We start from the raw sequence: 13,794 nt of genomic DNA on the forward strand, positions 1-13,794 counted from the left end.
ACAGCAGCTAGACGTGCTCAACTTGACCACTCGACAGATGTAAACGATCTCAACACCGACGTTCATGGCACCCTGCTTCCTGCCGAGATGGACGTCGGACGGCTGTACGCCGCAACCAGTCGGCGACACGAGGGGAGTCCGGGATGACGACCATCCGCGACGTCGCGCTGCGGGCCCAGGTCTCCACCGCCACCGTGTCCCGAGCCCTGAGCGCCGACACCCGGGTGGCGCCGGAGACGCTGTCGCGGGTCCTGGCCGCGGCCCGCGAGCTGAACTACGTGCCGAACACCGTGGCCCGCAGCCTGCGCCAGCAGCGTTCGATGACGTGGGCCCTGATCATCGCGGACGTCGAGAACCCCTTCCTGACGCAGCTCACACGTGGTGTCGAGGACGTGGCCCAGTCCGCCGGCTATTCGGTCCTGCTGTGCAACAGCGACGAGAGCCCCGACAAGGAGGACAGCTACCTGGCCCTGGCGATCGAGAGCCGGGTGACCGGGGTGCTGATCACGCCGACGTCGCCCGACACCGACATCGAGGGCCTGATCGCCCGCGACCTCCCCGTCATCGCGATGGACCGCCCTCTGCACCACAGCAAGCAGGTCGACACGGTCCTGGTCGACACGCGGCGCGCCGCCCGTGCCGCCGTAGAAGGTCTGGCAGACGCGGGTTTTCGTCGGATCGGCTGCCTGACCGGACCGCGGCGCGTATTCACCGCCGAGGAGCGGGCGGTCGGCTACCGCGAGGGTTTGGCGGACGCCGGGCTGGTGGGCTCCGCGGGTGCCGACGAGCTGATCCGCTACGCCGACTACAACGTCGCGGGCGGGCGGGCCGCGGCCGAGTCACTGCTCGACGACACCGAGGTCGATGCGATCCTGGTTGCCAACAGCCTGATGACGGTCGGCCTGCTCGAGGTCATGTCGGAGCGGGAACTCTCGGCCGGCAAGGACATCCACGTGACGACGTTCGACGACGCGCCGTGGACCCGCCTGCTGGGCGCTCAGATCGCGGTCCTCCCCCAACCTGCCTACGACGTGGGGAAGGCTGCCGCTCAGATGTTGCTCGCCCGCCTGGAACACCCCGAGTCCCCTGCCCGCACCGTGATGCTGAACGTGGACCTCGGCGCTGGACGCCCGACACCGCGCTGAGACCAAGCCCAGATCTACCGGGCGTGGGTCTGCCCCTGACTCACCACCACCCAGGGGCGGCGAGTGAAAGCTCAGGCCTCGCTGAGCTCCCATGGGGATTTCTCTGGTTCCGAGTCGCCGGGTCCAGCCGGACCCGTGAGGGTTGGGGTATGACGACCTCGAGGGAGCCGGAGGCATGTCGGATCTGCCGTTGCCCGCACTGCTACTGATCTTCGGGGTCGCGGCGGCCCTGATCTGAGCGGCGGGCGTTCAGCTGTCCGACCAGACCGATGTGCTGTCCGTGCGCTGGCACCTCGGGTCGGCGCTCGGCGGCCTCGTCCTGCTGGCCGTGGCCACCAACCTGCCCGAGATCGCCATCGTGGCCAGCGCCGCGGTGAGCGGCAACGTGGGCGTGGCCGTCGGGAACATCCTGGGTGGCATCGCCATCCAGACCGTCGTCCTCGTCCTGCTGGACGTCTTCGGGGTGCGGGGCCCACGGCCCCTGACGTACCGCGCCGCTTCCCTGCAACAGGTCCTGGAGGCGATCCTGGTCGTCGCCGTCCTCGCAGTGGTCGTCGCCGGGACCCAGTTGCCCGACAGCCTCATCGCTTTCCGCCTGACTCCCGAGGCGGCGCCCACGCCCTCCGGTCGCGCGCGGGAGCGCCGGTCGTGACTGCGGAGGCGACGCAGGCCACGGTCCGCGTATGGCAGGAGCGGTCGGGCACGTGGCGCTGGTGCTACATGGCCGCCGGGAGCGCGGGCCCCGGGGGTGGTGCTGCCCGCCTCCCTGACCTACACCGACCGAGCGGAGGCGGTCGGGGCGGCCGAGGTCGCCTTCCCCGGTGTCCGGGTCCTGGACGCCGGGCCCGGTCAGGACGGGCCCGCCGTCCGGGTGCCCCGGTCCCTGGTCGCCGCTGGAGCCGTCGTCGCTGTCGGCGTCGCGGTCGCGTTGCTGATCCGCGGCCGAGGCACATCGCGGCGGCGAGTGCTCGACGAGAGGAGACGGACATGACCGACGTGACCGACGTGACCGTGGACGACGTGCGTACGACGAACGCCACGGCGGACGCGGTGGTGATCGGCGCCGGGCCCAACGGACTCGTCGCCGCGGCGATGCTGGCGGACGCCGGATGGGACGTCTGCGTGCTGGAGGCGGCCGACGAGGTCGGCGGGGCGGTGAAGTCACAGGAACTGCAGCCCGGGTACGTCACCGACCTCTACAGCGCCTTCTACCCGATGGCTGCCGCGTCGCCCTACATCCGGGCCCTGGCGCTGGAGGACCACGGGCTGACCTGGCGACACGCCCCGGCCGTCCTGGCCCACCCGTCCGGACCCGACGCCGACGCCGCCGCGGTCCTGTACCGCGACCCCCACCGGACCGCCGACGGTCTGGACCGGGACCACCCCGGCGACGGCCGGGCCTGGCTGGACCTGCTGGCGCAGTGGCAGCGAATCCGTGAACCCTTCCTGCACCTGCTCTTCTCGCCCTTCCCACCCGTACGCGGGACCGTCGGGCTACTGCGCGCCGTGGGCACCCGCGACGCCCTTCGGCTGGCCCGCACCCTGATGCTGCCGGTCGCCCGGCTCGGCACCGAACTGTTCGGCGGGCGGCACGGCCCGCTCCTGCTGACCGGCAACGCGATGCACGCCGACGTTCCCGTCGTGGCGCCGGGCAGCGGCGCGTTCGGCTGGCTGATGAGCATGCTCGCCCAGGACGTCGGGTTCCCGGTGCCGGAGGGAGGTGCCGGACGGTTGGCCGCCGCGCTGCTACGGCGCGCCGAGAGCGCGGGCGCCCAGGTCGTCACGGGTTGCCAGGTCGAGGGCGTCGAGGTCCGCGGCGGCCGGGCCGTCGGCGTGCGGCTGGCCGGCGGCGGCCGGCTCCGGGCCCGACGCGCGGTGCTGGCGGACGTCGCGGCGCCCACCCTGTACCGCAGCCTCCTGCCGGCCGACGCCGTCCCCCGGCGGCTGCTGGAGGAGATCGACGGGCTTTTCACGGCGGACCTACCGACGGTGAAGGTGAACTGGGCGGTGCGCGGCCGGGTCCCCTGGCAAGTGCCTGGGCTGGCTGAGGCCGGCACCCTGCACGTCGGCGCCGACAACGGCCAGCTCGCGCTGTGGTCGGCGGCGCTGAGCACCGGCCAACCGAGCGACATCACGTTCCAGCTGATGGGGCAACTCGCCGTCGCCGACCCGACCCGAGCCCCCGAAGGGCACGAGACCCTCTGGGCCTACAGCCATCTCCCTCGCGGTAACCCCGACGCCGGAGCGGCCGAACGCCTGGCCGAGCGGATGGAGGAGACGGTCGAACGCCATGCGCCGGGCTTCCGCGACCTCATCGGCACCCGCCTGCGGCAGCTCCCGCAGGATCTCGAGGCCGACGACGCCAACCTCCTCGACGGCGCCATCAACGGGGGCACCGCCCAGCTGTTCCAGCAGCTGGTGTTCCGGCCGACGCCGGGCCTCGGGCGACCGGAGACACCGGTCGCCGGGCTCTATCTGGCCAGTGCCGGAGCCCACCCGGGGGGCGGGGTGCACGGTGGCCCGGGCGGCATCGCGGCCACGGCGGTGCTGCACGGAGCGGCCCTCGCAGGCAGCGGCGCCCGCGCCCTGGCCCGGACGACCCGCTGGCTGGCCGGGTGAACCGGATGGAACGTGGTCAGGGCTCCCGGTACAGCTTGAGGTCCGAGCCGGGTTCCGGTGTGTGCTGGCGCATGGCCAGCGCCCACGCCCCCACCCAGGTGTACACGCTGGAGACGCGCGCCCGGTAGCCGACACCGTCGGCATCCGTGGCCTCCACCCGGTACGACAGCACGGCCGTCTCCTGATTGATCAGCACTCCACGGCGAGACCCCAACGCATACGAGGACCACAGGGGACGGGCCTCCCACTCGCGCAACAACTGCTCGCGCGTCAGGACGACTCCGGGGAGGACCACGAAGGCGTCGGCCGTCAGCACGCGGGCCAGGTACCGGGGCACATCACCGGTGACGCCGGCGGCCCAGAACTCCTCCTCGAGGCCCCACGTCTCCTCCATCCACCCGTCCCGCGCTCGTCGGCTGCACGATTCATGCATCGTGGCATATGTCGGTGCTCGACACGGATCCGTCGACCCCGGTCGTACGCCGCAGGCGTCGCAACGGGACGGGCGTCGTACCGGGAGTCCGGCCGCGAGGCTCATATAGTGGATTCATGGCTCCCCGACCCCTCGCCCGAGCGGCAGCGTCGCCCTCGCCGGCGCCCGGCCCCGGTGATCTGGACCGCGCGACCGAGGCGGCCATGGTCGCCTCCCGGGCGCTGCTCGGGGTGGTGGCCGTCTCGCTGCAGCCCGTCCTCGACAAGGTCACCGTGCCGCAGTTCCGCGCGCTCGTGCTGCTCGACACCCTCGGGCCCAGCCGTACGGGTGCGCTCGCGGAGCGCCTCGGCATCCATCAGTCCACCTTCAGCCGGACGGCCGACCGGCTGGTCGCCGCGGGCCTGGTCCGGCGCCTACCCAACCCCAACAGCCGCCGCGAGGTATTGGTGTCGTTGACGGCCTCTGGCCGTCGGCTGGTCACACGGGTCATGCAGCGGCGCACGGAACACATCCGCGCCGCCCTGGAGCCGCTCACCCCGCAGCAGCGACGGACCGTGCTCGAGGGCATGCAGCTGCTCGCCGTCGCTCTCGACGAGCCCGGTTACGAGGCGGCCGCCGCGCAGATCGGCGCCTGAGCGCCAACCCCCCGCACCGTCCGACCGGGCGGTAGCAGGGGTACAGGGTGACCGGCCCGGTTGCGAGGGGCCGCCGTCGCCGCATAGTGATCCGTGTATCCGTACACGGGTCTACCGGTGCTCCTGAGCCCGCGCTCGGACCCCGGAGCGAGAGGTGGGCGGTGACAGCGACCGGTCGCGCGACAAGGGCGCCAGGCCGACTCCGCCTCACGCGCGGCCCGGGAGGACTACCGGGGCCGGTTGCGATCCCCACAAGAGCTCGGGCGACGTCATCGCCGCCGCGGAGCGGGACGGGACCGGCAGTGACCCCCGCTCACGGACCGGGCGGTATGCCGCAGCCTTGGAAGAGGCCGCCGGCGCTGAGCGTGAGGTGGTCCTGATCGCCCGCGGTCGCGGTCGCGTCAGCCCGGCGGCCGCCGACGCCGGGCTCGCGGACATCGAGGCCCGCGCCGCCCGGAACTGGCTCTGACATGGTCCCCGAACGGCTCACCCGGGCCTCAGGCTGGGCGCTGCACCTGATGATCCTGGCCGTCGCCCTGTGGGTGGCGCTGCAGATCTTCCTGCGCCTGAGCCTGCTCACCGTCCCGTTCGCCGCCAGCCTGCTCCTGGTCGCGCTGATCCGCCCACCGGTGGCCTTCCTGCGCCGGCGCGGCCTGGCGCCCGGGCCGGCCGCGGCACTCAGCGCGCTCGCCCTGGCGCTCATCGTCGGGTGCGCGATCGCCGGGGTCGCCGTCCGGGTGGCCGGCCAGGCCCCGCAGCTCGTCGACGAGTTCACCCGGGCCCTGCGCACCCTGCCCGTCGACCAGGCGACGTTGCAGGACTGGCAGCAGCGGGCCGCGGACGCCGCCGAGGGGCGTGGAGGCGCCGCCGCCCAGGTCCTGTCCGGGCTCCGGACGGGGGTGGAGACCCTGAGCGGCCTCGCCCTGACCCTGTTCTTCACCGTCTACCTGGCCTATGACGGCGAAGGCGTATGGCGGTGGTTCGTCGAACTGTTCCCACCGGCGGCACGAACCGGCGTCCAGGCCCGCGGCCTCGCGGTGTGGGCCGCCGTCTCCGCCTGGGTCCGCGCCACCGCGCTCGTGGCTCTGTTCCACGGCGTGGTCGTGGGCGCCACCTTGGCCCTCATGCACGTGCCGCTGTTCCTGTCCCTCGCCTTCCTCGTGTTCCTGGGCAGCTTCGTCCCCATCCTGGGGGCCTTCCTGTTCGGCGGTGTCGCCGTCCTCGTCACCTTCGCCACCCAGGGGCCGGTCAGCGCCCTCGTGCTCCTCGGCATATTGATCATCGACAACCAGATCGAGGCCCACCTGCTGGAACCGTTCCTGGTCGGGCGGTTCGTCTCGCTCCACCCGATCACCGTGGTGGCCGCGGTCACCGGCGGCGGGCTCATCGCGGGGCTGCAGGGTGCTGTGTTCGCGGTGCCGCTGTGCGCCGCCGTCCATGCCGGGCTCCAGCAGCCGGGCGCCCCGCCATCTCCCCCGCCCGACCAGCCGCCCGACCAGCCGCCCGACCAACCGCCCGACGACGAAGGAGGCTGACCCCCGACGCGTCCAGGGTGCCGAGGCCGCCCGTCAGCCGCCCGTCAGCCGCCCCGTCAGCCGCCCGAGGGCGGGTCGTCGAGGAGGGTCTGGTAGTCGGCGGCGACCAGTTCCCGGGTCGTCAGGGCTCCGGACGGCAACGGCGCGTCCACCGGCTGGCCGCGTCGCTGCAGGCGGACCGCGCGGACCCCGGGGACGGCCGTCACGGTCAGCACGATCTGGCCGACCGCGACCGCCAACCGGTCGGCGGCCTGCACCGGCGTCCCCTCGGAGAGGTCGACGGTCAGGATGCCGGAACGCGGACCGCCGGCCTGCAGCCGGACACCGGTGGGCAGCGCCGAGCCCAGTCCGGTGCGACGCTCCTCATCGGATGGGCCCGCGGCCAGCTGGTCGAGCAGGCTCTGCACGGTACTCACGGACGCATCGACCGGTCGCGCCCTGGGCACCATGCGGATCCGCCCGTCGCCTGCGACCAGCGCGATCCGGGTCCTCCGGGCCGCGGCCGGTGCGAGGCTGGTGACGGCGCCGGCATCTGGGGCCGCCGTGTTCAGCAGCCCGTAGGGCACCCTCGCAGTGGCCGCCACCGTCGAGGTGCCTCCCGTCGGGACTCCGCAGGCGGCGACGGCCACCACGACAGCGACCGGCGCCAGCCGGCGCGCGACGACCCGCCGACCCGTCGTCAGGCTCACGATCCCACCTCTCTGGGCAGCTGGACGACGAAGCGCGCGCCGGCGCCCGCGGCGTCCTCGCACCAGACGACGCCGCCATGACGGCGAACGGTCTCGGCCACGATGCTCAGGCCCAGACCGGTGCCCTGGACCGACCCCCGCGAGGTCTCGATGCGGGCGAACCGGGCGAAGATCCGGTCCTTGTCGGCGTCGGGCACCCCCGGACCGTCGTCCTCGACCGTAAGCAGCACCAGGGCGCGATCCGCGTCGATGCGCACCGTCACGGCGGTCGGCCCTCCGGCGTAGTGGTCGGCGTTCGACAGCAGGTTGACGACGGTCCGCTCGAGAAGTGCCCTCTCGGCGCGTACGACCGGGGGCAGGGCGTGCGTCTCGTCGCGCAGCAGCGACTCCGGACGGCCCTCCCGCCGGAGGATCTCGCGGACCAGGTTCGCCAGGTCGGTCACGGAGCGACGGTCGGAGTCCTCGCCGTCCGCGTCGAGCCGGGCCAGGACCAGGAGGTCCTGCAGCGTGGTCTGGAACCGCCCGAGTTCGGTGCGCACCAGGTCGAGAGTGGTGCGCGAGCGCGGTGACAGTTCGTCGCGGCGGGCCGCCAGCAGCTCGACGCCTGTGACCAGGGTGGTCAGCGGCGAGCGCAACTCGTGACTGACGTCCGCGGCGAACCGCTGTTCCCGCTCGATGCGGTCCTGGAGCGCGTCGAGCATGGCGTTGAACGAGGCGACGATGGCAAGGAGGTCGGGGTCGGTGCTCGGCGGCAGCCGGGTATCCATCCGCCCGGCGGCGATGGCGCCCGCCGCGGTGGCCACCTCGTCCAGCGGCCGCACCACCCGACGGGCCACGTAGCGGCCGAGGACCGCGGCCGCGAACGAGGTCGAGGCGCCGACCGCGGCGAGGACCGTGCGGAGGATCCGCAGGGTGCGGTCGAGCTCCGTGACGGCACTGATCTCGTAGAACTGCGCTTTCACGGCGGGCAGCGGTACGCCGACCGCCAGGGCGTGGGCGCCGTCCAGCCTCGCCCACGAAAGCCCCGGCCGGCCGGAGCCGACCACGCGGGTCAGCGGGCCGGGCAACTGCTTGCTGGTGTCGGTCAGGTCCGACGAGTACCACTGTCCGCCGACGGCGACGAGAATCCGCGCGTCGGGGCGGGGAGCGATGTCGTTCAGGACGTCGGACGGGTCGACGCCCGCCGTCAGCAACCGGTCGCGGACGTAGCCCGCCTCGGCGTAGGCCTGCCGCAGGGCCGATCGCTCGCGCTGTTGGAGGAGGTAGCCACGCGCGACGACGTAGGTGGTGCTGGCGAGCACCACGGAGGAGAGCAGGGCCGCGAGGGCGAAGGCGAGCGTCGCCCGGCGACGCAGCCCGAACCGCGGCCCCCGGCCACTCACGCGTTCCCGCTCACGGGTCGGTCACGGGTCGGCTCACGGGTCCGGCTCCGCGTCGAGGCGATAGCCCAGACCGCGCACGGTCACCACCACCCGCGGATCGGCCGGGTCGCGTTCGATCTTCGTCCGCAGCCGCCGGATGTGGACGTCCACGATGCGTTCGTCACCGAAGAAGCCGCGGTCCCAGACCCGCTCCAGCAGCACCGGGCGGGCCAGCACCCGCCCCGGCACCGCAGCCAGCTCGCACAGCAGCCGGAACTCGGTCAGCGTCAGGTTCACCGGTTGGTCTCCGCGCACGACCCGCCCGGCCTCGGGCCACAGCACGAGCGGCCGCTCGGGCGGCCCGTCCAGGCGGACGGCCGGCCCGGCGTCCACCTCCTGCGTGCGTCCTCGCCGTCGCAGCGCTCGCAGCCGCGCCGTGATCTCACGCAACTGGAAGGGCTTGGTGACGTAGTCGTCCGCCCCGGCCTCCAGGGCGGTGACGATGTCGTACGTGTCGTCGCGCGCACTGACCACGACGATGGGTGCGTCGTGGAACTGGCGGACCCGGTGGATGAAGGTCAGGCCGTCCATCCCGCCGAGCATCAGGTCGACGAGCATGAGCCCCACGTCGGCGCCAGCGCCCTGCAGATGGGTCAGCGCCGCCTCCGCCCGAGAGTGCTCCGTCACCTCGTAGCCCTCGTCCTCCAACCCCATCCGCAGGGTCGTGCGGATGCCGTCGTCGTCCTCCAGTAGCAGCAACCGCACGGGTTCATGCTGCCACCGGGGCGGGAAACCGCCGCGCCCGGAGGCCCTTCGTCATGAAACCGCAAAGCGGTCGGCGGACGGTTCGCAAAGCGGCTCGGGCATCGTCGAGGGCGTGGACACGAGGGACGGAGCGCTCCCCGAGCGCGGTAGGGACGACATCGAGGTCCGGCTCGACCGGGCCCGTCCGGTACACGGCATGACCGCTCTGCGGGACGCCGTGATCGATGTCGTGCGCTCGGGCTCGCCGGTGCTGCGGGTGGACGTCGCAGCACTCGGAGAACTCTCCTCGACCACGGTGACCGCCCTGCTCTGGGCCCAGCGACGATGCCGGGCCCGGGGCGGAGTGGTCGTGCTCAGCGGCGTCGACCGGCGCAACCGCCGGATCCTCGAACAGTCGGGGTTGGCCCGCGTCCTCCCCGTCGAGGAGCCTGCGTCGGCGCTCGTGCGGAGGCGAGCCTCCGCATGAGCGCCGGCCCGGAGCTCATGGTCCGCCCGGGCCTGCCGGGACCGCACCACGCCCGGACCGCCTGGTCCGCGGCGATGGCGAGCCATGCCCCCGGTCATGCCTTCGCCGTCGAGCGTCGGGACCGCCTGCGGGTGGTCCTCCTGGAGTGGGGTTCGACGCTCGTGCCGGTGGTGGGCCGCGAGGGCGTGGCGGCGCGTCAGCGCCTGCGCGAGCGATGCCGGTACGGGCGCCCGGACGAGATCGCCGACTCGTTGGCCGCACCGGCGACGTGGCGGCGGGGTTGTTCGGGCGTGACGGTGGTGGACCTGCGGGCCGACGGATGGCTGGACCTCGCCTCCCGCGGCGGGCCGCCGCCGGTCGTGGTCCACCCCGACCGGCCGGCCGAGACGCTCTGCGACGCAACGTCACCCGGGGTGCGCTGCCGGGTGGCTCCGGACGACGTACTGCTGCTCTGCTCGGCCGCCTTCCTCGAAGAGCCCCCGGACGTGCTGGCGTCGCTGCGCGACCACCCCGGCGCGGACGGCCTCCTCCGGCTGCGTGAAGGGCTCTTGACGGCCCCGGCGACCGGGGCGGTCGCGATGCTCGCCCAGACCTGAACCGCCCGACGGGTCGTCTCGGGTTGCAGCCGGCCGGTCTTCCCGGATAGTGATTCATGTATTCATACATGGATTTTCTCGCAGGAGGTGTCCTTCTGTCGTCCGCCTCGTCGTCGGAGCCCCCGCCTCCCCACGTCCTGCGCGACTACGCGCTGCTCGCTGATGGTCGGCGCGGCGCCCTCGTGGGCCCGCGTGGTGACATCGGGTGGCTGTGCCACCCGGGCTGGTCGGACGACGGGGTCCTCACCTCCCTGCTCGGGGGCGGGTCGTTCTTCCAGATCCATCCCGAGGAACGTTCGGTGTGGGGCGGGTACTACGAGCCGGGATCCTTGGTCTGGCACGGGCGCTGGGTCTCGGTGCGCGGCGTGACCGAGTCGCAGGACGCCCTGGCCCTGCCCGGCCACCCCGACGTGACCGTGCTGATGCGCCGGGTACTCTCGCGTGCGGGCCGCAACCACGTCCGGGTACGGCTCGACCTGCGCGCCGATCCGGGTGAGGCACCCCTGGAGGACCTGCGCCGGCACCGCGACGTGTGGACCGCCCGGCGCGGCCCCCTCCGGTTCCGCCTGGACGGCGCCGCAGACGCGCGGGTGCACCGCGCGGACGGCGGGGAGTTCCTGGAGCTCGACCTCGACCTGCCCGAGGCCCACCGGGACGTGACCGCTCGGTACGGGTGGCCGTGCGGGTGCACCCCGAGCAACGGCGCATCGTCTGGACGGCGCTCACCGGCCCGAGCTACACCGGTTCGGTACACCTCGAACCGCTCGACAGCGGCTGGACGCGGGCCACGGTCGAGCTGTCCTGCTGGCCTGACGGGTTCACGTCCGGGGTCGCCGAACTGCTCCTGCCGGGTGCCTCCCGCGCCGGGATCGACGAGGCCGGCCTCAGCGACCTGCTGGGCGGCGACGCGCGGGTGGCCCATCCGTGAGCAGGCCCGGCCCCCTGCTGCGCCGGCTCCTCGCGCTGCCGACCGCGCTCTACCACCACGGTTGGGGCTTCCTGCTCGGTGAGCGGTTCCTCGAGCTGGAGCACGTCGGACGGCGGACCGGTCGCACCCATCACACGGTGCTGGAGGTGGTGGCGCACGTGCCCGGGACCGGCGAGGTCGCGGTGCTGGCCGGTTTCGGGGCCACGTCCGACTGGTTGCTCAACCTGCGTTCCGGCGGCCCGGCGCGGGTCCATCTGGGCCGGCGCGACTTCGCGGCCCGCTGCCGGTCCGTGCCGGCCGAGGAGGCTGAATCCCTTCTGGGCGGGTACGAGCGTCGCAACCGGCTCGCGGGTCCGGTGGTCCGGCGGGTCCTGTCGGCCCTCGTCGGCTGGCCGTACGACGGGACCCCGGCGGCCCGACGGCGGCTGGTCGAGCAGCTTCCGATGGTGGCCCTCGCCCCGCAGTCCCCGGAAGAAGGCAGGCGATGATGCACACCCAGCCACTGGCCTGGCTCGAGGTCCTGGCCTGGATCGGTCTCGGGTCGGCCTTCGTGTCCGCCGGACTGATCACGGCCGACATCGCGCGGGGCGCCCGGCAGAAGCTGTGGATCATGAACCCGGTCTACCCGGTCACGGCCCTCTACTGGGGGCCGGTGGCCCCGCCAAGACCACGGCCAGCTACTGGTTCCTGATGCAGGTGGCGATGGTGATCGGCTTCTTCACGGCCCTGCCGGCGAATGCGCTGTTGATCCGGTCGGGCTTGAAGGAACGGATGGAGGGCGACCCGTCGCGGCGGGAGCCCGCAGCCGCACGTCGCGCACCGCCGCCAGGACGGTGCGGTGCGTCAGCCAACCGACCACCGTCGTGCCGTCCGCGGCGAGCACGGGGACGGGACCGGGCCACCGGTCGAGCGCCTCCAGGGCCGCGTCCAGGTCGTCGTCCTGGCGGAGGGTCGGTGGGTGATCGAGGAGGTGGTCCACGGCCGCGGCGTCGTGCCGCCCGTCGGCCAGCACCTCGGTCAGCCGGCGCGCCTCGACCACGCCCAGGTAGGCGCCGTGCGGATCGGTGACCGGCAGTTGGGCGTGCCCCGTCGCGGTCAGGAGCCGGGCGGCCTCGAGGGCGGTGGCGTCCGCATCGACCGATCCGGGCCGCTGCTCCAGCAGGCCCGCCACCGGGACGCCGAGCGGCGTCGCCGCATCCAGATCCACGCCGCGACGGCGCAGCTTCAAGGTGTAGATGGTGTCCCGCATCAACAGACGACTGATGCCGGTGGCCACCACGATGGCGGCCATCAGCGGCAGGATGATCGAGTACTCGCCGGTGAGTTCGAACATGATGATCACGGCGGTGATCGGGGCCCGTCCCGCGCCGGCGAACACCGCTCCCATGGCCACCAGGCCGTAGGCCCCGGGTGAGCCGGCCGTCGCCGGGAACAACCACTCGAGGGCTTGGCCGTACGCCGAACCGAGCATGGCCCCGACGAACAGACTGGGCGCGAAAACGCCTCCCGAGCCACCGATCCCGATGGTGAGGCCGGTTCCCACCACCTTGGCCACGAGGAGCAGGAGCAGGTAGGCGACCGTGTAGTCCCCCGCGATCCCCCGCCCCAGGACGGGGTAGCCGACGCCGTACATCTGCGGCACGGCCAGCAGCAACGCCCCCAGCAGGAGGCCCCCGACCGCGGGGCGCAGCCACTCCGGGCCCCGCCAGACCCGGTCGCAGGCGTCCTCGATCAGGTACAGCACCCGGGTGAAGGCGACCCCGACGGCCCCGGCCACGACCCCCAGCAGGACGAACCAGCCGTACTGCGAGGGGTGGTCGACGCGGAAGGCCGCGAGGTGCAGGAACGGCTCGTCGCCGAGGGCCGCGCGGCCGATCACGCTGGCGGTCACCGACGACAGGACGACCATGCCGAACGCGCGGCCCGCGAAATCGCGCAGGATCAGTTCCATCGCGAAGAACACGCCCGCGAGCGGGGCGTTGAACGTCGCCGCGATGCCGCCGGCCGCGCCGCATGCGACCAGCACCCGCAACCGCTCCTCCTCCAGCCGGGCCAGCCCCCCGACGGTCGACCCGAGCGCCGACCCGATCTGGACGATGGGCCCCTCCCGGCCGACCGATCCTCCCCCGCCGATGCACAACGCCGAGGCCAGGGCCTTGACGGCGGCCACCCGGGGGGCGATGCGCCCTCCCCGACGGGCCACCGCGTACATCACCTCCGGGACGCCGTGCCCACGCGCCTCCCGGGCGAACCGGTAGACCAGCGGTCCGTAGAGGAGCCCGCTGATCACCGGTGCGAGCAGCAGGAACCACGGGCCCAGCCACGGCACGTGAGGGTTCGCCGCCCGACCGACCGCCGAGTAGTCGTCGTACCCCGAGAAGATCTTCGTCACGGCGAGGATCAGCCAGCGGAAGGCCACCGCCCCGAGGCCGGCGCCCGCGCCGACGACGAGGGCCAGCATGAGCAGACCCGACTCCGACCCACGCAGCGCCTCACCCCACCCGCGGAGGGGGCGAGGCGGGATCGAGCGGCGGACGAGAAGGGGGAGCGACGTCATAATCCATGCATTATGCAATATTTGCCTTCAATCAATGATCACCCCTGGCGTCGCGAGCGGCCACC

General features: G+C 73.1%; 16 protein-coding genes and 2 pseudogenes. 13 read left to right on the forward strand and 5 right to left on the reverse strand.

Annotated features, from left to right (window positions below; genetic code table 11):
• Nucleotides 1–143: 143 nt before the first annotated feature.
• From ACIB24_RS10135 to ACIB24_RS10150, 4 genes and pseudogenes are all read left to right on the forward strand, one after another.
• Nucleotides 144–1,145 carry a LacI family DNA-binding transcriptional regulator gene (locus ACIB24_RS10135; RefSeq protein WP_398279077.1) on the forward strand — a complete coding sequence of 334 codons (1,002 nt, stop codon included), beginning with the start codon at nt 144–146 and terminating at the stop codon, nt 1,143–1,145.
• A gap of 175 nt (nt 1,146–1,320) precedes the next feature.
• A pseudogene (locus ACIB24_RS10140) lies at nt 1,321–1,755 on the forward strand (sodium:calcium antiporter); the annotation flags it as partial.
• Nucleotides 1,756–1,893: 138 nt separating this feature from the next.
• The gene (locus tag ACIB24_RS10145) at nt 1,894–2,136 is read left to right on the forward strand and encodes a hypothetical protein (RefSeq protein ID WP_398279080.1); all 243 of its coding nucleotides are present in this window, start codon (nt 1,894–1,896) and stop codon (nt 2,134–2,136) included.
• Entirely contained in the window at nt 2,133–3,764 is a 1,632-nt protein-coding gene (locus ACIB24_RS10150) for a phytoene desaturase family protein (RefSeq protein WP_398279083.1), read from the forward strand. The genes ACIB24_RS10145 and ACIB24_RS10150 overlap by 4 nt, the downstream gene beginning before the upstream one ends.
• Nucleotides 3,765–3,780: 16 nt before the next feature.
• Here ACIB24_RS10150 and ACIB24_RS10155 read toward each other — a convergent pair whose 3' ends face one another.
• On the reverse strand, nt 3,781–4,158 hold the full coding sequence (locus ACIB24_RS10155) for a nuclear transport factor 2 family protein (RefSeq protein ID WP_398279086.1): 378 nt from the start codon (nt 4,156–4,158) through the stop codon (nt 3,781–3,783).
• A 155-nt stretch (nt 4,159–4,313) separates the two neighbouring features.
• Here ACIB24_RS10155 and ACIB24_RS10160 point away from each other — a divergent pair, with 155 nt between their 5' ends.
• The 3 genes from ACIB24_RS10160 (at nt 4,314) to ACIB24_RS10170 (ending at nt 6,367) form a co-directional block, all read left to right on the forward strand.
• On the forward strand, nt 4,314–4,832 hold the full coding sequence (locus ACIB24_RS10160) for a MarR family winged helix-turn-helix transcriptional regulator (protein ID WP_398279089.1): 519 nt from the start codon (nt 4,314–4,316) through the stop codon (nt 4,830–4,832).
• A gap of 340 nt (nt 4,833–5,172) precedes the next feature.
• Nucleotides 5,173–5,301 (forward strand): hypothetical protein, encoded by a 129-nt coding sequence (locus tag ACIB24_RS10165; RefSeq protein WP_398279092.1) that lies wholly within the window; start codon nt 5,173–5,175, stop codon nt 5,299–5,301.
• Nucleotide 5,302: 1 nt separating this feature from the next.
• Nucleotides 5,303–6,367 (forward strand): AI-2E family transporter, encoded by a 1,065-nt coding sequence (locus ACIB24_RS10170; RefSeq protein WP_398279096.1) that lies wholly within the window; start codon nt 5,303–5,305, stop codon nt 6,365–6,367.
• A gap of 56 nt (nt 6,368–6,423) precedes the next feature.
• On the opposite strand, the gene ACIB24_RS10175 is transcribed toward ACIB24_RS10170, so the two are convergent.
• From ACIB24_RS10175 to ACIB24_RS10185, 3 genes are read right to left on the reverse strand one after another with little or no spacing between them, the layout of a single operon-like run.
• A complete protein-coding gene (locus tag ACIB24_RS10175; protein WP_398279099.1) occupies nt 6,424–7,056 on the reverse strand; it encodes a GerMN domain-containing protein in 633 nt (210 codons plus the stop codon).
• Complete coding sequence (locus tag ACIB24_RS10180) at nt 7,053–8,438, reverse strand: HAMP domain-containing sensor histidine kinase (protein WP_398279102.1); 1,386 nt, start codon at nt 8,436–8,438, stop codon at nt 7,053–7,055. The genes ACIB24_RS10175 and ACIB24_RS10180 overlap by 4 nt, the downstream gene beginning before the upstream one ends.
• A gap of 33 nt (nt 8,439–8,471) precedes the next feature.
• Nucleotides 8,472–9,182, reverse strand: coding sequence for a response regulator transcription factor (locus tag ACIB24_RS10185; protein ID WP_398279105.1), 711 nt, complete (start codon nt 9,180–9,182; stop codon nt 8,472–8,474).
• 112 nt (nt 9,183–9,294) lie between these two features.
• Here ACIB24_RS10185 and ACIB24_RS10190 point away from each other — a divergent pair, with 112 nt between their 5' ends.
• From ACIB24_RS10190 to ACIB24_RS10215, 6 genes and pseudogenes are all read left to right on the forward strand, one after another.
• Nucleotides 9,295–9,648 (forward strand): STAS domain-containing protein, encoded by a 354-nt coding sequence (locus ACIB24_RS10190; protein WP_398279108.1) that lies wholly within the window; start codon nt 9,295–9,297, stop codon nt 9,646–9,648.
• A complete protein-coding gene (locus ACIB24_RS10195) occupies nt 9,645–10,244 on the forward strand; it encodes a hypothetical protein (protein WP_398279111.1) in 600 nt (199 codons plus the stop codon). Before ACIB24_RS10190 ends, ACIB24_RS10195 begins: the two co-directional genes overlap by 4 nt.
• Nucleotides 10,245–10,312: 68 nt before the next feature.
• Nucleotides 10,313–10,741: pseudogene (locus tag ACIB24_RS10200) on the forward strand (trehalase-like domain-containing protein); the annotation flags it as partial.
• A gap of 176 nt (nt 10,742–10,917) precedes the next feature.
• Nucleotides 10,918–11,172 (forward strand): hypothetical protein, encoded by a 255-nt coding sequence (locus tag ACIB24_RS10205; protein WP_398280447.1) that lies wholly within the window; start codon nt 10,918–10,920, stop codon nt 11,170–11,172.
• The gene (locus ACIB24_RS10210; RefSeq protein ID WP_398279114.1) at nt 11,169–11,660 is read left to right on the forward strand and encodes a nitroreductase family deazaflavin-dependent oxidoreductase; all 492 of its coding nucleotides are present in this window, start codon (nt 11,169–11,171) and stop codon (nt 11,658–11,660) included. Before ACIB24_RS10205 ends, ACIB24_RS10210 begins: the two co-directional genes overlap by 4 nt.
• Complete coding sequence (locus tag ACIB24_RS10215; RefSeq protein WP_398279116.1) at nt 11,657–11,863, forward strand: hypothetical protein; 207 nt, start codon at nt 11,657–11,659, stop codon at nt 11,861–11,863. Before ACIB24_RS10210 ends, ACIB24_RS10215 begins: the two co-directional genes overlap by 4 nt.
• A gap of 27 nt (nt 11,864–11,890) precedes the next feature.
• Here ACIB24_RS10215 and ACIB24_RS10220 read toward each other — a convergent pair whose 3' ends face one another.
• Nucleotides 11,891–13,729 (reverse strand): chloride channel protein, encoded by a 1,839-nt coding sequence (locus tag ACIB24_RS10220; RefSeq protein ID WP_398279119.1) that lies wholly within the window; start codon nt 13,727–13,729, stop codon nt 11,891–11,893.
• Between the last annotated feature and the right edge of the window lie 65 nt (nt 13,730–13,794).

The sequence above is a fragment of the Spongisporangium articulatum genome, from assembly GCF_044465595.1.
Classification (GTDB): Bacteria; Actinomycetota; Actinomycetes; order Actinomycetales; family Kineosporiaceae; genus Spongisporangium; species Spongisporangium articulatum.